The 19,501-nt window shown below is 36.2% G+C and carries 21 protein-coding genes and 1 tRNA gene; 13 read left to right on the top strand and 9 right to left on the bottom strand.

What is annotated here, in order from left to right; translation table 11 throughout:
• The first annotated feature begins 40 nt into the window (after positions 1-40).
• From ACLMCG_RS16535 to map, 9 genes are all read left to right on the top strand, one after another.
• Positions 41-1,051 carry an RHS repeat domain-containing protein gene (locus tag ACLMCG_RS16535; protein ID WP_413960436.1) on the top strand — a complete coding sequence of 337 codons (1,011 nt, stop codon included), beginning with the start codon at positions 41-43 and terminating at the stop codon, positions 1,049-1,051.
• 7 nt (positions 1,052-1,058) lie between these two features.
• Positions 1,059-1,253 (top strand): hypothetical protein, encoded by a 195-nt coding sequence (locus ACLMCG_RS16530; RefSeq protein WP_413960296.1) that lies wholly within the window; start codon positions 1,059-1,061, stop codon positions 1,251-1,253.
• Positions 1,254-1,378: 125 nt separating this feature from the next.
• Positions 1,379-2,311, top strand: coding sequence for a hypothetical protein (locus ACLMCG_RS16525; RefSeq protein ID WP_413960295.1), 933 nt, complete (start codon positions 1,379-1,381; stop codon positions 2,309-2,311).
• Complete coding sequence (locus ACLMCG_RS16520) at positions 2,308-2,748, top strand: hypothetical protein (protein ID WP_264517369.1); 441 nt, start codon at positions 2,308-2,310, stop codon at positions 2,746-2,748. The genes ACLMCG_RS16525 and ACLMCG_RS16520 overlap by 4 nt, the downstream gene beginning before the upstream one ends.
• Positions 2,749-2,843: 95 nt before the next feature.
• Positions 2,844-3,449: an RHS repeat-associated core domain-containing protein gene (locus ACLMCG_RS16515; protein WP_413960294.1), complete on the top strand. Its 606-nt coding sequence runs from the start codon at positions 2,844-2,846 to the stop codon at positions 3,447-3,449.
• Between the two features lie 47 nt (positions 3,450-3,496).
• Entirely contained in the window at positions 3,497-3,778 is a 282-nt protein-coding gene (locus ACLMCG_RS16510; protein WP_413960293.1) for a hypothetical protein, read from the top strand.
• 138 nt (positions 3,779-3,916) lie between these two features.
• Positions 3,917-4,417, top strand: a complete 501-nt coding sequence (locus ACLMCG_RS16505) for a hypothetical protein (RefSeq protein ID WP_413960292.1) — start codon at positions 3,917-3,919, stop codon at positions 4,415-4,417.
• 588 nt (positions 4,418-5,005) lie between these two features.
• Positions 5,006-5,416 carry a hypothetical protein gene (locus tag ACLMCG_RS16500; protein WP_413960291.1) on the top strand — a complete coding sequence of 137 codons (411 nt, stop codon included), beginning with the start codon at positions 5,006-5,008 and terminating at the stop codon, positions 5,414-5,416.
• Between the two features lie 106 nt (positions 5,417-5,522).
• A complete protein-coding gene (gene map, locus ACLMCG_RS16495; RefSeq protein WP_413960290.1) occupies positions 5,523-6,287 on the top strand; it encodes a type I methionyl aminopeptidase in 765 nt (254 codons plus the stop codon).
• A gap of 264 nt (positions 6,288-6,551) precedes the next feature.
• Here map and ACLMCG_RS16490 read toward each other — a convergent pair whose 3' ends face one another.
• Positions 6,552-7,160 carry an FMN-dependent NADH-azoreductase gene (locus tag ACLMCG_RS16490; protein WP_413960289.1) on the bottom strand — a complete coding sequence of 203 codons (609 nt, stop codon included), beginning with the start codon at positions 7,158-7,160 and terminating at the stop codon, positions 6,552-6,554.
• Between the two features lie 184 nt (positions 7,161-7,344).
• On the opposite strand from ACLMCG_RS16490, the gene ACLMCG_RS16485 reads away from it, so the two are divergent.
• Both ACLMCG_RS16485 and ACLMCG_RS16480 read left to right on the top strand, forming a co-directional pair.
• Positions 7,345-8,877, top strand: coding sequence for a M20/M25/M40 family metallo-hydrolase (locus ACLMCG_RS16485; protein ID WP_413960288.1), 1,533 nt, complete (start codon positions 7,345-7,347; stop codon positions 8,875-8,877).
• Between the two features lie 359 nt (positions 8,878-9,236).
• Positions 9,237-9,932: a hypothetical protein gene (locus ACLMCG_RS16480; protein ID WP_413960287.1), complete on the top strand. Its 696-nt coding sequence runs from the start codon at positions 9,237-9,239 to the stop codon at positions 9,930-9,932.
• Between the two features lie 117 nt (positions 9,933-10,049).
• Here the strand turns inward: ACLMCG_RS16480 and ACLMCG_RS16475 are convergent, their stop codons facing one another.
• Positions 10,050-10,853: a hypothetical protein gene (locus ACLMCG_RS16475; protein WP_413960286.1), complete on the bottom strand. Its 804-nt coding sequence runs from the start codon at positions 10,851-10,853 to the stop codon at positions 10,050-10,052.
• A 437-nt stretch (positions 10,854-11,290) separates the two neighbouring features.
• Here ACLMCG_RS16475 and ACLMCG_RS16470 point away from each other — a divergent pair, with 437 nt between their 5' ends.
• Entirely contained in the window at positions 11,291-13,762 is a 2,472-nt protein-coding gene (locus ACLMCG_RS16470) for a TonB-dependent receptor domain-containing protein (RefSeq protein ID WP_413960285.1), read from the top strand.
• A gap of 70 nt (positions 13,763-13,832) precedes the next feature.
• Here ACLMCG_RS16470 and ACLMCG_RS16465 read toward each other — a convergent pair whose 3' ends face one another.
• The 4 genes from ACLMCG_RS16465 to ACLMCG_RS16450 all read right to left on the bottom strand — a co-directional run bounded on the left by ACLMCG_RS16465 (position 13,833) and on the right by ACLMCG_RS16450 (position 16,509).
• Complete coding sequence (locus ACLMCG_RS16465) at positions 13,833-14,567, bottom strand: hypothetical protein (RefSeq protein ID WP_413960284.1); 735 nt, start codon at positions 14,565-14,567, stop codon at positions 13,833-13,835.
• A 175-nt stretch (positions 14,568-14,742) separates the two neighbouring features.
• Complete coding sequence (locus ACLMCG_RS16460; protein ID WP_413960283.1) at positions 14,743-15,159, bottom strand: hypothetical protein; 417 nt, start codon at positions 15,157-15,159, stop codon at positions 14,743-14,745.
• 191 nt (positions 15,160-15,350) lie between these two features.
• A tRNA-Ser gene (locus ACLMCG_RS16455) sits at positions 15,351-15,437 on the bottom strand.
• A gap of 55 nt (positions 15,438-15,492) precedes the next feature.
• A complete protein-coding gene (locus ACLMCG_RS16450) occupies positions 15,493-16,509 on the bottom strand; it encodes an asparaginase (RefSeq protein ID WP_413960282.1) in 1,017 nt (338 codons plus the stop codon).
• Between the two features lie 162 nt (positions 16,510-16,671).
• Here ACLMCG_RS16450 and ACLMCG_RS16445 point away from each other — a divergent pair, with 162 nt between their 5' ends.
• Positions 16,672-17,352, top strand: a complete 681-nt coding sequence (locus ACLMCG_RS16445) for a TrmH family RNA methyltransferase (RefSeq protein ID WP_413960281.1) — start codon at positions 16,672-16,674, stop codon at positions 17,350-17,352.
• 47 nt (positions 17,353-17,399) lie between these two features.
• Here ACLMCG_RS16445 and ACLMCG_RS16440 read toward each other — a convergent pair whose 3' ends face one another.
• From ACLMCG_RS16440 to tsaD, 3 genes are read right to left on the bottom strand one after another with little or no spacing between them, the layout of a single operon-like run.
• Entirely contained in the window at positions 17,400-18,095 is a 696-nt protein-coding gene (locus tag ACLMCG_RS16440; protein ID WP_047424249.1) for a 16S rRNA (uracil(1498)-N(3))-methyltransferase, read from the bottom strand.
• Positions 18,092-18,487, bottom strand: a complete 396-nt coding sequence (locus tag ACLMCG_RS16435) for a hypothetical protein (protein ID WP_142719244.1) — start codon at positions 18,485-18,487, stop codon at positions 18,092-18,094. Before ACLMCG_RS16435 ends, ACLMCG_RS16440 begins: the two co-directional genes overlap by 4 nt.
• Positions 18,484-19,500, bottom strand: coding sequence for a tRNA (adenosine(37)-N6)-threonylcarbamoyltransferase complex transferase subunit TsaD (gene tsaD / locus ACLMCG_RS16430; RefSeq protein ID WP_047424252.1), 1,017 nt, complete (start codon positions 19,498-19,500; stop codon positions 18,484-18,486). The genes ACLMCG_RS16435 and tsaD overlap by 4 nt, the downstream gene beginning before the upstream one ends.
• Position 19,501: the final 1 nt, after the last annotated feature.

The following is a 19,501-nucleotide window of genomic DNA, read 5'->3' as shown; positions in this document are numbered from 1 at the left end:
AGTGATGAAAATCAATTATTTTATACACATGTGTTAAAAGATCCATAATATTGGAAATACCAAGGTAAGTTTTGCCAAAAGCAGCACAGGCGCTCCTAAAATTATCGATACCAACAACTATTATCCATTTGGACTGAACCATATCTCGGGTTCGTTCAGTACTTCAGTTTTCGGAAGTTTCTACAGCTATAAATATAATGGCAAAGAACTTCAGGAAAACGGAATGTATGATTATGGGGCAAGAATGTATATGCCTGATCTGGGAAGATGGGGAACCACAGATCCATTAGCAGAAGGCTTCAGAAGATTTAGCCCTTATCATTATGGGGCTGATAATCCTGTCATTTTTATAGACCCGGATGGGATGAGAAATGTACCTTATGACGGAGGGATCATCAGTAATATCCCAGAAGGATCGTGGTGGTTTGCCGGGATGAACGGAAGCTTTACGCCGGACTACGTAGTAAATTCCGGACTTGGTAAACGAACTGGTGGAGGATCTCCACAAACTTTTGGAGAAACACAAACCTATAAAGATATAATGGCTTATCTCGCTGAGCCTGAGAAAGAATACTTCAAAGAAATTGATTTTTCGCAGTTTGGAACTGATGATCCACCAGGAAGTAGTATATCTATTACTCGAAAAACATGGAACTTTCTAGCAGACAATATTATTTCAAAACCAGCAGAAGGTATTCAAGTTGTAGGATATCTCTTTTATGGAAGTTTCTATCTTGCTCCAAAAGAAATGATTAAACAAGGAAAGGCTGGTGACATGCATGTAAAAATGGATATGAAGTTATGGAGATTTAAAGATGGGGTATGGGGACAAACATTAAATTATAAAGATGGAACTACAATAATGAGTGAAAAAGAGAAATTTAATAAAATATCTATTCCAGCTATTGAAGCAATGACAATGGGTATTGGTTTTAGACTTAAACCATTCACTCAATTGGGTACAGTAGGAAACGCTGTTGGCAATTGGGGAGTTAATACAGGAATGAAAACAGCAGTTAAAAAAGGTATATATCAATTAGGACCAAAATAGTAATATTATGATAGATTTTGTATTTGGAGGATTTGGAGTTTTTATAAGATGGATTTTTGTATATAAATTTAATTCAAAAAAAATGGCTGAAGCATATAATTCTAATATAGAAAAAGAAGGAGCCAAGAATAATATGGCTGGCTTATCTTTGATACCAATAGCTATAATTATTGGTCTAATAATTAATTACTTAGATAAATAACAACATCGTAAATGACAGATGTAGCGTTGGAAACCAACGCTTTTTTATTGTAGTGTATCAAATGTGTTGGTAAGTTAAAGCTGGGATGATTACGGGGCCAGAATGTATATGTCGGACATCGGAAGATGGATCCATTAGCAGAGGGTTTCAGAAGATTTAGCCCTTATCATTATGGGGCAGATAATCCTGTTATGTTTATAGACCCGGATGGGATGAGAAATGTACCTTATGACGGTGGGATGATCAGTAATATCTCTGAAGGATCATGGTGGTTTGCCGGGATGAACGGAAGTTTTACGCCGGACTATGTAGTAAATTCCGGACTTGGTAAACGAACTGGTGGGGGTTCTACTCAGGGAACTTTTGGAAAAAGGCAAGCATATGCAGATTTAATGGCAGCAGTTCAAAACGGAGGAGATTTCTCTCTCAAAACCAATAACGGCTATATGAGCTGGTGGACAGGAGGTGCTTTAGGTGATGCAAATACAGCTCAGGGGATGATTGCACATATGATGAAGCTTGGTGAGAATTTTCCTTCTAATAAAGAAATAACTCCTTGGCAGTTAGGCGTAGAATGGCTTTCAGGAACTGGTCCAAGGCATCGAGATTTTACTAATGGAGACTTAATGACAGAAATGCTAAGACAACATAATCATGTACAGGGCACTAGAGATATTATCTTATCTAAAATCGCTTTAAAACAAAGTAGTTTAGAAGGTTCAAATTCTTATAAGCTAGGTGGTATTAAAGGAGTTGGGCTTTATCTTAAAGATTATTCAACGTTATTAACAGGCGGGTTAACAGGGAATTTAGCAGTAACATATTTAGGATCTTATAACTTAGAATACACGGCAGCAGCATATAATAAGAGTGTGGTTGTTTCATTTCATGTTGAAAATTCTTCTACAATGCAATCTGCGTCCCGCCCTCCTGTGCTTGGCTATCTTCCAATTTGGCAACAGACAGCGGGGAAACTTATTAATGATAAATTTAAAACAGGTTGGGGGTCTAAAACTACTCAATCATTTCACTGGACAGAAGTATTATATCTAAAATGAAAACAAAATTAAAACATTTATTAATTACACTATTAACAATTATGTTATATAGTTGTGGTAAAACTAAGCCAAAACAATCAGATTTTATAGGTACTTGGAAGTCATCTGATAATGCATATATCAAATTAAATAAAAATGGAACTTGTATTTTGAAAGGGGTCGATCATTATAAAATTAGTAGTTTTCCAAAAAATAAAAATAGAGAATTAAATACTGAAGGAACTTGGCAGTTTACAGAAAATGTAGAAAGTGGTATTATTGATAATATAGACAATGGAATTACTATAAAATATAATCTACCCGAGGGAACAAAAGGGGAAATTTTATTTTATATCTCAGGGCAAGGTATCAATGGAAATAATCCACCTTGGAATATTTTTATATGGGAAGGTGATCCTGATGAAATGCTAAAATACGAGTTTGTAAAAAATAATTAAATACATAAGCAACAAACTGCAAGCTAGTGTTAGCGTTCTCGCTCGTGTTATAAAATAAGGTAATGTTTCAAACATGTTGGTGATAAATTAGAGTATTGGTTTTCAATACTCTAATTTTTAATTACAACGGGAAAGAACTTCAGGAAACAGGATTGTTTGATTATGGCTGGAGACAGTATATGCCTGATCTTGGAAGATGGAACGGAATAGACCAGCTGGCAGAAGCCTATACCTCTACCAGTCCTTTTGCTTATGTTGCTAATAATCCGGTTTTAATGAGAGATCCTGACGGAAGATGGATGGATGAAAATGGACATATTATTGATACTACAGGGCAGACTTATGGTTTTCTTGGCGCATCATTTAAACCTAAATATGCTACTAATTTTCTTGGGGTAAATCCGGGAGATGGTGGCGGAGGTGGTGATTCTACTTTCACTGGAGACGTAGCAACTGCTATGTTTGATTATTTTAAAAATGGAGGAACTTTATCTAACCTTAGTATATCTTGGTGGACACTAGGTAAGCTAGGAGATGCTAATACTTCACAGGAAATGATAGCACATGTAATGACATTAAAGAATATTGGAAAATTTGTTGGAGATGAAATTCTTGAATTGACAAATGGTATTGATGGATTCAGTGGAGATTTGAGACGTTATCAAACTGAAGATTTTTTAAGGATGCAGAAAAACATTTAAATGGGGGAATTGGATTAACTTCAGCTGCAATTAACGGATTGAAAAATTTGGATAAATTAAAAGGAGTATCAAAGTTCTCAAAAGTTTTGGGGAGAGCTGGAGTAATAGGGACTGCTTTAACTGTTGGAGTCACTTTCTCTGAATATTATAATGATAAATGGACTGCCCATACGGTCATAAATACTGCTTTATTAGCAGGAACATTGGCTGCGACAGTCTTTGGAGCTCCAGCTGTACTTACGGGAATAGCAATTTATGGAATAGCAGATTATACAAGTTGGATAGCGAATTTGGAAGAGGCTCAATATTTTGGAATACACATATTGTAAATTAATCATGGACAATAAAAAAGAGATTAAAATAATTTAAGAAATAGAGTAATTCTTCTCGTATTACTCTTAGCTATTATCCCTAATTTATTAGCAATCCTTACTTATGTTTATATTGCAAAAACTGTTTATCCTGCTATGGCATTTTTAGTTTCAATAGTATTAATTTATCTTGTGGGTCGAAAAAGCTTACAACAAAGGGTTGATTTTAATTTTACTAAAGATAGGGTCTTCATTAAGGAAACCTCTTACTTCTTATCGGATTTAAAATCTTACAGTTTTAACGAAACAAATTATGTGGGAACTATTACACTTAATTTTAGTAATAGAAAGGTAAAACTAAGTCTTTTCCGTAATAAGAATAAGAACTCAGAATATGAGAAACTAAAAGATTGTGTCTTAAAATCAATAAATATGTATAATATGCAAAACCAGAATAGAATTAAAGAGTTTGATTGGTATAGTACAAAATCTGCAAAAATATATGGATATATAACTGTATTTACAATGGTTTTGTGGGCTGTTTTAATGTTAGTATATCCTGAAAAATTAAAAATTTCTAATCTAGGACTGTTTTTAGTAGTTTTAGCCGGGCTAGCTCCTGTAGTTTATAAAATTTTTAACAGAGTTGATTCTTAGATAATAAGAAACGATCCCCCGCTGGCGCGAGCGTTCTCGCTCGTGTCCGTAAATAAAATAAAAAACCACTGCAAAAGCAGTGGTTTTTGTTTTAAAAAGCCCTCATACATCCTATCAAAATACCATAAACCACTTTATAAACAACCTCCAGCCACCTAGAAAGTACCTCTAACCACTATAGTAAGTCTCTCGAGTCCCTTTATCAAGTGGCTGGAGCCCTTTCGGAACGGCCTCCAACTACTTCATTAACGGCCTCTATACCGTTCTATAAGTCCCTTTACCCACTTACCAAAGTGGCTGGAGACCGTTAATGAACACCTTCTAGCCCCTTGTATAACTGGGTATACCCCCTTACCCAAGGGGGGTAGAGGGTGGTGGTGAAGGGGGATAATAATAGGAAAGTGTCTTGTAACCATGTTTTTCACTAGATCAATGATAATAAAAAGCTGTCATAGAGATTTAAGAATCTTTGTTTCATATTTTTGAAGGAATTCTATCAACCCGAATTCTAATGACATGAGTTTTTATTACTTTTATATCCGGATTAGAAAATAGATAGCAGAAGTTCTATAACCATAATTAATAAAAATGCAGAAGAGAAATTTATTATTGTTCTTCATCTCTTTTATAGGATTTGTGATTCTATTTATATTTTTCAATTCAGATAAAAAAGGTATTTCTGACTTTTTTAAATCAGGAAAAGAAACATTTCTTGATGAATATGCCCCTCTAGTATTAGAAAGAGAACAATACTTCGGGGAAGTAGCTGATACAACAAATCACATGAATCTATATATGAGCTTCGGGGATATATGTCTTCCAATACTTGATCAATGGAAAAATAAAATTGAGAAAGGTGATTATGTTTCTAAAAAGAAGGATAGTTTGACATTACTCATTCAAAGAAAAGGTAAAAGCTATTATTTGCATTTTGATGATAAGCATTTTGAAGGAGCACCCTTACCGTGTGAGTGTAAGGAATTATCCAAAAATAGATAATTAAACGATTGCATTTTTATACATAAAAATCTGGACTATAGGTATTTTTTTATCCCAACTTTAATTTCCTAACTTTGTAATTCTCAATAACAATCAAAATAAAACTATGTCAATCACAACCGAAGATCAGATGATCGGAATGCAAAAAATAAGTGAAGCCGTTGCCTATACTTTGAAAAAGATGATGGAGTATGCTGAACCAGGTATGACCACAAAAGATCTTGATGAGTATGGAGCCAAAATACTGGAAGATTTCGGGGCAAAATCTGCTCCTTATCTGACGTATGGATTCCCAGGCTGGACGTGCATTAGTGTGGATAATGAATTCTGCCATGGTATTCCTACAGATCAAAGGATTTTGAAAGAAGGTGATCTCATCAATATTGACGTTTCTGCAGAACTGGATGGGTATTGGGCAGACAATGGAGGTTCTTTTGTCATTGGAAAAGATATTCATGGACATCAGAAATTGGTGGAGGCTTCCAAAGATATTTTAAGAAAAGCTATAGACAATATAAAAGGTGGTGTGAAAATAGCAGACATAGGACATTTAATGGAAACAGAAGCGAAGAAAAGAGGTCTTAAGGTTATTAAAAATCTTGCCGGACATGGGGTAGGCAGAAGTTTACATGAACAGCCTGATGAATTACTGAACTACAAAAACCGTTTTGATTCCAGGCGTTTTAAGAAAAACTCTGTGGTGGCTATTGAAACTTTTATTTCCACTGATTCCAATATTGCAGTAGAATTGAAAGACGGATGGACAATGGTAGGAAATAAAGGCGGCTATATGGCTCAGCACGAACATACCATTGTAATCACCGATGGAAAACCAATCATTCTCACCGAAATGAACGAAATCCTGAATTAAAAGAAACCGCAACGGTACTAAAACAATTATAATCATATTTTAAGGCACAAGAACATTTTGTAATTCCCTGCTGAAAATCTTTGATTTTCTTGCGCCTTAAAATATAAATCATGATAAAATTCTTTAGCGTCTTTGCGTTAAAAACAAAATACAAAGTACTATAAAGCTCCAAAGCTTCATCCAATCAACTTGTTGATTCCTTCTTAGCTCCCTTATATTCAGAATCAAGAATAGAAAACTTTGCGTTTACAATAAAATTTACTTTTAAAAAAGTTCATTGGCAGTACCAAAGTCTTTTAAAATACTTTCATAATCCGCTGTAAAACCATTCTCCATAGTCCCTTCAATACGATATGTTTCCACATCAGTAATTCCCGTATAATTTCTGAAAACATCTTTGATATAAGCAGAAACATAATCCGGAGCACCTTCTGCACTCCTGCCTCCGGAAGCAACTGCTAGATATACTTTTTTACCTTTAAATTGTCCTACACGGTCCCAATGTTCATCAAAAACATAAGTCACTCCCGCCCGGATCAGCTGATCCAGCCATGCTTTCAAAGGAGTGGAAATTCCCAGATTAAACATGGGAGTTCCGATGATAATAATATCTGCCTCACACACTTCATTTACAATCATATTGGCATATGAAAGAAGCTGTTGACTTTGTTCATCATACAATCCCGGATGTTTATAAAACTCATGAATAGACACTTCATCAGCATGAGGTGGAGTGTCTTTAACTAGATCCCGGACTGTAATCTTATTGATATTGCCCTGTTGCAAAAGTCTTTCTAAGATGAAAGAACTCAATTTATTACTATAAGACTGTTCTCCTCTTGCGCTGGAAATAATGTGCAGAATATTCTTCATACTTTTTTATTCTAATGACGATTAGACTTTCATTATGGGGACATGAAGCTCCATTTTGATCAGGTTAAAATTTTAAACAGCAGCATTCAATAGTTTTGATTGAAAAAGCCCGGTTTTAAATTGTTAGGCACCAAATACTTTGCTATATTTATAGGATCAAACCACCTCACAAAACTTATCTGCTATGAAAAAAGTTCTTTTAATCCTTCTGGGAATCATTGTCATTCTGGCCGCTGTAGTATTGATTAAAACATATACTTATCCTTTTAAAAAAAATAATATCGGAGCAGGCGAAGGATGGAAACCCATAAAAAATGATTCTGCAGTGATGAGGCTGTCGGGAGGAATAAAGGTTCCAACCGTTTCTACAGGAAGTTTAGGGGAATTTGACTATGCACCCTTTGATCAGTTCAAAACTTATTTAAAAGCTTCTTACCCCTTAGTATATCAGAATACAGAAAATGTTGAGGTGAATCAGTATGGATTGGTGTTCAGACTTAAAGGAAGCAATCCTGTCCTGGAACCTATCTTATTTCTTTCCCATATGGATGTTGTTCCACCGGGAGATGCTGATATAAAAAATAATGAAGAAAATATATTCCGTCCGGATGATAAACCGGCAGAACCTGTTGCAAAAGTAGCGGAAGACTGGGATTTTGCCCCTTTTTCCGGAGCTGTAGCTAATGGAAGGATCTATGGAAGAGGAGCGATAGACATGAAGGGAATGTTATTTTCTTTAATGGAATCCATGAATTCTATGATTAAAAATAAGCAGGTTCCACAACGCGATATTTATCTGGCATTTGGTTTTGATGAAGAAGTTGGCGGACAAAAAGGTGCTATTCAGATTGCAGATTATTTTAAGAAAAAAGGATTGAAGTTCGATGCGATTTATGACGAAGGCGGATTAATTATGAGAAAAGGAAATGTGGCAGGGATAGATACAGATGTTGCTGTTGTAGGATGTGCTGAAAAAGGCTTTCTTTCCGCAAAAATTAAAGTAAAAGGACTTGGCGGGCATTCTTCAATGCCTCCCATGGAAAGTGCTATAGGAAAAGCAGCTGTTATCATGCAGCGTTTGGAAGATGATCAGATGAAACCTGTGATCACCCCGTTAATTAAAGAGTTTTTTAATAATATCGGAGGAGAAATGCCTTTTACAACCAGAATGGCACTAGCCAATCAATGGCTTTTAAAACCTGTTTTAATTTCACAACTCACTAAAAACAATACAACCAATGCATTGGTAAGAACAACAACAGCACTAACAATGATGAAAGGAAGTGACGGTACCAATGTGCTTTCTCCTGAAGTTGAATTTGTGGTTAATTTCAGATTACTTCCCGGAAACTCAGTGAAGGATGTAAGGGATCATATAGCTAAAGCAACTGAAGGTTTTGATGTGGAGGTAGAGGAAATTGACAATACAAGAGAAGCTTCTGCAATTTCTCCAACCAATACGAAAGCTTTTAAAATGATAGAAGCCGGAGTTAAAGAAATTCATCCGGGAGCTATTGTTACCCCATATCTTACCATGGCTGGAACTGATGCCGGTAAATATGAAATTGTAAGCAAAAACGTCTACAGGTTCATGCCGATTAAGATCAACAGTGCTGAACAACAAAGTATTCACAGTACCAATGAATATCTTAGCATTGAAAACTATCTGAAAATGATTCATTATTTTGAGTACATCATGAAGAATTACGACAAATAAACGTCAATGGTGAATAGTCAATTCGCTGCACTCGCAAATTTTGATACATATACATAGATTTTAACACAAAGTTCGCTAAGATATTTTAATGTTTTTAAAAACGATTGCAAAGGCTTTTCACTCAGCAATTGATAAACTTATACCCTAGCTGAATGAAGTGCCTTTGCGAACAAATAAATTCTGTATAGTATAATAAACCCTTGCGAACCTTAGCGTTATTAATCTTTCACAATTGACTTTGCGAAGCAGAAATTGACCATTGACTTAACAATCTTTCAAATCTTTTTTACAAAAAAATATATTGCGTCAAGTTTTGTCGCATTACGCATATAGCTTTGTCATATCAAAATTACAGAGCTATGGAATTGCCATTTTACTTAAACTTTAACGACTTTGAAAGTAATTATTACGACAACCTTGAAAAATGGTTTGAAGAATATCATAATACCAGCGAAACAGATTATCTGAATGCTCTTGCTGAACTTTACAGTCCGTATGTCTATTATAATTTTACAGATGACATGCTAAAGCCGGATGCTTCCATTGAAGTGAAAGACTGCTTTTTTCCTTATCATGAAAAAATCGGGATTTCTTTCTGTATTGATTGTGAAAACGGAACCTCTTCATCCAATGGAATGAACCAGGTTTTTGAATTTAAAAATATTTCTATGATGGAGTATGCCCAGCATATTCTGGATAAGATTAATAAGTTTTGTTCAAAAAATGTAAATGCTTTGGACGGTACCAAAAATATTCAGGATTATCTTAATCACTATGCTATTATTACCTCTATGGAAGGGGTAGGATACTGTATCAGCTACAATCGCCATCAAAAAGCCATTCCTTTTTTGAAAGCTTATCTTCCATACTATGGTCAGACGGTGAGTATGGCGGTATACAGAGACTTTCTTTTCTCTGTGGTGCAGATTGCCGAATTCATAGATCAGAAACTGAAGACGGTACATGCGTTTAAGCAAACTATCTATGCCCGTTCCAAAGCTGAAGCCAAATTCAATGTGCAGTTGAGCCGCCAGTTTCTGACATTGTGCAACTAATATTTTACACCAACATTCATACTTAATTATATTGCAGAGAAACTTATGTTTCAAACAAAAGTCCTGGTCAGCAATGACTGGGATTTTGTATATGGTGTAATAGAATTATTCTTTTTATTATCTCTTTTTGTACGGAATATTCCAGATAAGGTCCGCCGCCAGATAATGAACGCCTCCATGATGAATACTTCTGCTGTCTCTGATCAGATCATCCATATATCCTACATCTACTGTAAATGGAGAATTTGGGATTGTAAACATATAGTAAGCTGCAATTCGCATTTCACGATACCCGAAAGAACCCCATTGCGGATCAGGTTCATTAAGATGGCTGATGGAGAACAGTGCTTCCGCACTCAATGCCAGTTTTTGATTATTTTTAGGAGATAAATTATAGGTTAATTGACTCTTGATACGCGTTCTGAATTGAAAATCTTCCTCTACTTGATGAAAGTCTGCATCAAAAAACTTTCTAAACTCCTGTCGCACCGTATTTTTTAGTTTCCATTTCTTTCCAAGATCAAAAGTGTAGGCATATCTTCCGTAAACTCTGAATTCCTGTTCCGTATTTTCTTTATCATAAGGAGTGTTGCTTTCGTATTTTGGTTGCCGACGGTAGCTCAAAGCATAGCTGTACTGCTGATGTGGTGCAAAGGAATGGTAAATTTCATGATTCAAGACAATGATAGCCTGTTTTGAAAATAGATTATGATTATCCGGACTGCTTTTTCGCCCGATGGCAATATAGCTTAACGCCTGTTTCTTCCCTAAAGAATCCAGCTGTCGTTTTACTCCAAAGGCTCCCCAGAATGCGGTATTGGCATCTCCCAAACCGGGTGGACTGATCTGTGCTTGTAAGGTTGAACCGATAAAGCCGAATAAAAATAATCCTGCAAAAAGTTTCTTTATGCTCAACATCATGGGTAACTGCTTTATTGTTAGTTTTAAATGACTGCGAAACCATGAAATGGATAAAAATACCATTAATACGCAGTGAGAATACTTTAAGGTGTCAAAATTAGAGGCTTTGTTCATAGAATGTTTATTCAAAAACTTTTAATACTGTTTAAAAACATGACAAAATAAAGAGATGATTTAGGATAGATTTAGGAATAGAGTTTTTTGAATCAAATAATGATTGTGGATAAAATGTTAATAACTTGTGGAAAAGTGGATAACTAATGATTAATCAGTTTTTACAGTTGACGTATGCAATTGTTTTACTATTTCTATTTTCAGAAAGAATATAATATTTATTAAAATTTATTTAGAATAATTCAAATTAATATTGTGGGAGAATTTGCTATTCCGTTATTTTGCACCTTTATTTATAATTATTTTAAATAAGGCTGAAAAAAATGATACAATCAAATGAATGTATGCTCTCATCAGGGCATATGGATCATTCCGGAGTTATTCCTCAGAATGATATACCTATCCATCACAAGATACAATGGTCTAAGCAGCTGCTCGTCCTTTTCTTTTCGTTTCTGAGCTTTGCAACTCTATATGCACAGGATTTACATGGTGGAATAAATGGAAAAGTAAGTATGGTAGACGGGCAGCCTCTGAGAGCAATATCAGTCTCATTACTTGAAACAGATCGACAAACCCTGACAGATGATGAAGGGAATTATCATTTTGAAAATCTTAATGCGGGTTCTTATATCCTAAAATTACAAATTCTGGGAAGTAAGGAAATCCGTCTTCCTGTTGAGGTTAAAACAGGGGAAGATACAAAACTGGACTATCAGCTTATCAAAGAAAATATTCAGGCGATACAAGAGGTGGTTATCATGAAAAACACCAACAGATTTTCCAAGAAAGAAAGCGGGTTTGTAGCAAGATTACCCTTAAAAAACTTAGAAAATCCACAAGTATACAATACGGTGACAAAAGAACTTTTTCAGGAACAGGTTGCTGTAGATCTGGGAAGTATTTCTAAAAATGTACCGGGAGCAGGAGTGCCCATGATTGCCAATCAGGGGAGAGTAACATTCCGTTCAAGAGGATTTGAAACAGAGCCTAATGCAAGAAATGGAGTGGCAGGAGCAGCATTCTCAGTGATTGATCCTGTAAACCTTGAACGTATAGAAGCTATTAAAGGACCGTCAGCTACATTATTCGGGAAAAGTGTTGCCAGCAGCTACGGTGGAGTCTACAACAGAGTGACGAAAAAGCCCTATAATAATTTTGGCGGTGAAGTAGGCTATGTGGGTGGAAGCTGGAGCTATAACAGGTTAACAGTAGATGTGAATACTCCTGTTAATAAAGATAGAACTGCTCTTTTCCGTCTTAATGCAGCTGGAACTTTTGAAAAGAGTTTTCAGGACCTCGGGTTTACCAATTCTTTAGCGATTGCACCTAGTTTCTCTTACCAGATCAACGATCGTATGTCGCTTCTTCTTGATGTGGAATTTAATCAGGCAAAAGGAACATCTGTTGTTCGTTTTAATCCTTATACAGGAAGTAACAAAACTCAGTCTATTGCAGATATGAAATTTCCGTATTATAAAAAATTCTTAGGAGATGATCTGGCGTATGAAACGCAGATGATGAATATCTTTGCCCAGCTGAACTATAAAGTTTCAGAAAACTGGACTTCCCAGACTATATTATCACGTGCAAGATCAACAATCAAAGGATATATTTCCGCGATTAACGGAAAAACAGACTCTACAGCAAGTGCTCAGGTAATGGTGGGAACAACTTCATTTATTGCCACCAATATCCAGCAGAATTTCATCGGAGATTTCCATATCGGGCGTTTCAGAAACAGAATGGTGGTGGGATTGGATTATTATAACAATTCCAATCATTTCGACCGTTATCATACCAATACCAAAGTATTCAACTTTGTTCATCCTTCAGCGGATTTCAGAGTGAATCAGAATATCATCGATGCCCTTACGGCAACTTCCGCTTTCAGAAAAGAAAACAATAGTGACAATACCTATGCGGCGTATGTATCGGATGTATTCAATATTACAGACCAGCTTATGGTAATGGCTAGTTTGAGGGTAGACAGGTTTCAGTTTAAAGGAGTTTATGATATTACCACAGGGGAAATTAAAGGAGGTTTAAGTAATAGCGGAACCCAGTCAGGTCCCTATGGACAGACCGCTTTTTCACCTAAGATGGGAATCGTATATGAAATATTGAAAAATAAGGTTTCCTTGTTTGGAAATTATATGAATGGTTTCAATAACGTAAGCGGTGTTGATATCAATGGAAATACATTCAGACCGGAATATGCCAATCAGTTGGAATTTGGGGTGAAGGCAGATATTTTCAATCACAGACTGGTAGGAACGTTAAGCTATTATAACATTCGTGTAGATAATATTTTACGAACCAACCCTGATGATGTCAATTATTCAATACAGGACGGAACACAGCTAAGCAAAGGAATAGAAGCTGAAATTACTGCCAATCCGTTTGATGGATTCAATATTGTGGCGGGATATGCTTATAATGACAGTAAATATACCAATGCCAATCCTTCTGTTGACGGTTTAAGACCTGCATTATCAGGCCCAGCCAATATGTACAATTTCTGGATCAGCTACCGGATCTCTGAAGGAAAATTAAAAGGCCTTGGAATAGGTGGAGGAGGAAATATGGGTTCCTCTTCTTATCAAACCAATACGCAAACAGCGAAAGTTATAATCCCATCTTATAAAATGTTTGATCTTGGGATTTTCTACGATCAGCCGAAATATAGAGTTGGATTGAAATTCGATAATATAACCAATGAAAAAGCATGGTCTGTACGTCTGACGCCACAGGCTCCGGCACGTTTTCTTGGAAGTGTTTCTTTAAAGTTTTAAATAATTATTATAATTGAAAAAATCCCGGACTGATGTTCGGGATTTTTATTTTTTATGATCAAAAATAAGATCAGTTGATCCAAAGGCAGTAATTATTCCGGTAACGTATTTTTCCATAGGAATTTCCCTGAAAAGTTCCGGGAGTATTATCATTCCAGTCTTGTCGGATTACATACAGCCCTGCAAGAGTTGGTTTAAATACAGCCTGATGGTTTTCGTCAATAGAAATGTTTTTCTCCCAGTTTTCGGGGTTAAATATCCTGATGGGAGTTCCTTTTTCAACAGGTTTCATGTTTCTGTACGGAGAGATAGTATAAATGCCATTCTTTTCCTGAAGAATAATATCCATGAATTGAACTGGCGACATCATCTCTGAAGGTTTCCCGACATGATACGCACTACACATAAAATCAATTGGGCGTACATTTTCAGCAGGATTTTTAGAACGAAGAAGAACAGGCTGCTGATCATTCATTCCTAAAATCCGGTAAGTTCCCTCCTGGTCAGGGATGAAAGTTCCTTCCCAATAGTCTTCCTTCATTTGTAATTCAAACTTTGATTTTTTCCCTTTGGCATTCAGGATAAAGAATTGGAAATTTTTGATTTCATGAAATTCCAGTCCGGTGGTTCGGTGGCGCTCGCTAAGATCATCAATAAAACCATAAAAAACCTGAACCTTTACAGGATCTTTTAATTTTCCCGATCCGTGAATTTCCATCCAATAGGCACTGGCTTTCGCCAATTGCGGAAATAGAAAAAATGTTGAAAATAATAGCAATGAGAATACTGCCCTGAATGTATACATATTGGAAAGTCCTGTTTGAATAAGCGAATTTAGTGAAAAAGGAAATAAACAAATTTCTGGATTCAATAGTTTTCTCGTCATGAAGCATTTGAAAAATGTTTTACGGAGAATAGTAAATTGCCACAGTACGCAAAATACTGTGGCAATCTGATTTATGGACTGGTTTATTTATATTTTAGTTTTGCCCTGTCTTACACATGGCATCCCATGTTGTCCAAAAGTGGGCATTAATAGCGCCGATAGGAGGATTGGTGCTGTCAGCAACAATACCTACCATTGAAGCACAGTTAGAATTACAGCCTATTTCATTATGGCTTCCGCTCTGAGGCGGAATCTGACGCCATGTACCGGTAGATCCGCTCAATAATTCTACTTTAATTTCAAAGATCCCTGAAAGATTGGGAGTCTGAATTTGTTTGGTTGGATTTTCACTGGAAATAGTATCGCTCCAATTTCCCTGTGAGAATGTTACACGCCATGTAGATATCATTCTGGCGGTGTCGTTTTGAGGTGAAAGGTATACCCAAAACTGTGCTCCGTTTCCAAGTACTAATTGACCTGAAGAATTTGCATTTACACTTGTTGATGTCATATTGATTTGGATTTTAGTTGATTAGATTGTAATTCAAAGTAACGAAGAACAGAAATGATATTGTATAGTATAAATTACCAATTATGACTTTGAGTATAAATACTTATGAAGTAAAGAATTGAATATGAGTAAAGAATTTTAACCAAAAAATAAGCCTGTGCTTCCATTAGCACAGGCTTCAACTTTTTTTGCAGAGAGGAAGGGATTCGAACCCTCGATACAGTTACCCGTATACTACCTTTCCAGGGTAGCTCCTTCAACCACTCGGACACCTCTCTTTTTGAGATTGCAAAAATAGTGTAATTTCTTTAATATCCAAATTATTCTTGCAATTTAATCCGTAATTTCTCCACAAAGGCTTCTGGTGAAATTATCAGCAAAACTTCCAGGGTAGCTGGGGTTGTCAATAAGGTGCATTGCTTTGGTAATAGCTGTTTCCGCAGTCATGTCTCTTCCGCTGATCGCTCCGATTCTGGAAAAAATATTACTGTTTTCATACTTTCCGAATGAAATACCTCCTGATATACACTGGCTTACCACTACGATTTCCGTTCCGTTATTTCGGATTTCCTGAAGTGTTTCCTGGGTTTTTGCACTGCTGAAAATGGTTCCGGAACCAAATACCTGAAGGATAAGCACCTTCATTTTAGGAATTTCCCTGAAATGACTTAAGTGCATTCCCGGAAAAATTCTCCAGAATAAAATATCTTCGGAAATATGTTCATCTACATGGAATTCTACTTCAGGATCACAACGGAACAGATTGTCTTTAAGAATATTCAAATGAACTCCAGACTGCCCCAGAATAGGGTAGTTTGGACTTGCATACGCATCAAAATACTCGGCAGAATATTTCAACGTTCTGTTTCCTCTTAATAATTTGTATTCAAAATAGATGGCAACTTCCTGAATGACTGCTTCATCATTCTCATAAAGGCTGGCATAATAAAGGCTGGTCAGAAGATTTTCCTTGGCATCTGTTCTCAGATCACCAATCGGAAGCTGAGAACCGGTCATGATGACGGGCTTTCTTAATCCTTTTAACATGAAGCTTAATGCTGATGCCGTATAAGACATGGTGTCAGTTCCGTGAAGAATCAGAAATCCGTCGTAGTCATTATAGTTTTTAAGAATATAATTGGCGATAATCCTCCATTCTTCAGGTCCCATATCGGATGAATCCAGTGGTTTGGCGAAAGGATGAACAAAGACTTCACATTCCATGAGCCTCATTTCAGGCATCTTTTCAAATATATTACCAAAATCAAAGGCACGGAGACTTCCGGTTTCATAATCTTTTTCCATTCCGATGGTTCCACCGGTATAGATGAGCAGGACTTTTCGCTTCATGTACTATTTTTAATTAAGAATTGGAGCCCGATTAGGGTTCATAGGTCAAAATTACGTTAATTTGCAAAGATTTGAAAATGAATGAAACGCTTAGATCGAAATTTTATAAAAATAAGATGGTAATTGTGGGCGTTACATTGAGCTATTGGAAAAAATAACTAAATGCAGATGAGTGATTTAGCACAGACTTATGAATATTTAAAACAGTTTTTAACCGAAGAAAGACTGGCAAAAATTGAACATTTTTCGCAGGAAAGTTCAGACTTTGTGCTTCCGGTTGTAGAAGATGTCTATCAGTTTAGAAATGCAGCAGCAATTGTACGCTCTGTGGAGGCTTGCGGCTTTCATAAAGTAGTCGCTTTACAGGAAGAATATAGTTTTGAACCCAATCTTAGGGTAACAAAAGGCGCAGATACCTGGGTTGAGGTAGAAAAACTTCCCCGGAATATGGAGTCCTTTCAGAGTATTAAAGACAGGGGATATAAAATTGTGGTGGTTTCATTAGAAAATAATGCTAAAATGCTGCCTGAATATGAAATTACAGAGCCGATTGCATTGGTTTTCGGAACTGAAATGGAAGGGGTGTCTCAGGAAATTTTAGACTTTGCAGATGAGACACTGGCAATTCCGATGTATGGTTTTACGAGAAGTTTTAATGTTTCGGTAGCAGCTTCAATTTGTATGTATGAATTGAAACAAAAGCTTATAAAATCTGATATTGATTATAAACTGGATGAAGAAAAACTTTTAAGGATGAAAATTCTCTGGACTGTAAATTCAATCAGAAGCGGACAGCAGATCTTTGATAAATATCTGGGAGAAAATAATATTGACTGGAAATAAGATTCAGAAATAAAAAGAGAAGGTTTAGTGCCTTCTCTTTTTGTTATCTATATCATGTTATAATAATTCCATGCGGCTACAAAAACTCCTGCAGTTTCCGTTCTGAGCCTTTGATTTCCGAGAGAGACAGCCTTTACTTTATTTTCTGCCAGAAATGCAATTTCCTTTTCAGAAAAATCACCTTCAGGGCCTATTAAAAAGGTAAGCTGTTTCAGTTGAGGAATATTTTTAAGATCAATTCTTTCCAGATTCTCATGACAGTGTGCTACAAAAGTATGTTCCGGATCAGTGTTTTTCAGGAAGTCCGTTAGTTTTACAGCATCATTGATGACCGGAAAATGAAATCTCAGACTTTGCTTCGATGCAGCAACAGCCTGTTTCCTGATTTTATCAATATTAATATTTTTACGTTCCGTTTTCTCGGTTACGATAATACTGATCTCCGAAATGCCCATTTCCACAGCTTTCTCCACAAAAAACTCAATCCTGTCAATATTCTTGGTGGGAGCAATCGCAATATGAAGTTTGGGAGTGAATTCCGGCAGATTTTCTTTGATCTCAGAAACATCAATACCTGCTTTTTTACCTTCTATAACCAGTTTTCCGGAAGCAAGTTTCCCTTTTCCATCCGTCACATGAATATCCTCACCATCTCTCATACGAAGCACTTTCACAATATGCTGCTGTTCTTCGTCATGGATGATGACCTGATGATCTGTTATTTCTCCGTAAAATAGTTTCATATATCCTGAGTTAAGAATGCAACTCCTGTTTTTATAGTTGTGTATATGTCTGTATCACATTCACGGTAAGAACACATGTATATTTCTTCAATCCAGATATTGTTGATGAAAATCAGATTTAAGTATTCCTGTTTTCTCAAATTATTCTTGATCGATAAATAATCTCCTTCTTTTGGAGTATAAGGAAAACTGAAAAGATGTTCAGAATTTATTTTTTTTATAATTTCCTCTTTTATATCCTGAATATATCCTGTTTCAGAACTTGATGGAAAGTAATCTAAGGCATTTTCTGCATCTTCATTTTTTCCTGTAACCGTTTCTAATACCCAGTAATATTTTGAGTTCTTTTTAGAATGCGTGCCCAGTACTTTTTCTTCTAAGAGTATTTTCATAAATCGTATTTTGCCGTTGCCGAAGTTCTCAAATCTGTAAATTCACCTCTCTCAAACTTCAGTTTTGCTACCATGGCAATCATCGCAGCATTATCTGTGGTATATTCAAACTTAGGAATGAAGATACTCCAGCCCAGCTTTTCCTTGTTATCTTCCATTGCTTTTCTCAGAGCAGAATTGGCAGATACACCACCTGCAATAGCAACTTTATTGACGTTAAGATCCTGAGCCGCTTTTTCAAGTTTATTCATCAGGATTTCAATGATGGATTTCTGTACAGATGCACATAGATCATTTAGGTTTTCCTTGATGAAATCCGGATTTTTTCTGACTTCCTTTTGAATGAAATATAATACCGAAGTTTTAATACCGCTGAAAGAATAATCATAGTTTTCCAGCTTTGGTTTGTTGAATTTAAACGCATCAGGATTCCCTTCTTTGGCAAGTCTGTCAATGATAGGTCCGGCAGGGTAGTCAAGGTCAAAAATCTTTCCGATTTTATCAAAAGCTTCTCCTGCGGCATCGTCAATGGTTTTACCAATGATTTCCATGTCGAAATAGTCTTTTACCAGTACAATCATGGTATGTCCGCCACTTACCGTAAGACATAAGAATGGAAAAGTAGGCGGCACAGGATTTGCATCTTCGATGAAATGGGCCAGAATGTGGGCTTGAAGGTGATTTACTTCGATCAATGGTACATTCAGGCTCATAGCCAAAGACTTAGCAAATGATGTTCCTACAAGAAGAGATCCTAAAAGTCCCGGTCCGCGAGTAAATCCTATAGCAGAGATAGCATTTTGTTGTATATTTGCTTTAGAAAAAGATTTTTCAACAACGGGGATAATATTTTGCTGATGGGCCCGTGAAGCCAATTCAGGGACAACACCACCATATTCTTTATGGATGGCCTGGTTCGCGGCAATGTTTGAAAGAATAGAATTTCCCTTGATGATAGCTGCTGAGGTGTCGTCGCAGGACGATTCAATACCTAAAATTATAGAGTCGCTCATA

It is taken from the genome of Chryseobacterium sp. S90, assembly GCF_047444895.1.
Classification (GTDB): Bacteria; Bacteroidota; Bacteroidia; order Flavobacteriales; family Weeksellaceae; genus Chryseobacterium.
Note: the sequence above shows the minus strand (reverse complement) of the source record. Positions and strands in the feature narration are given on the sequence as shown.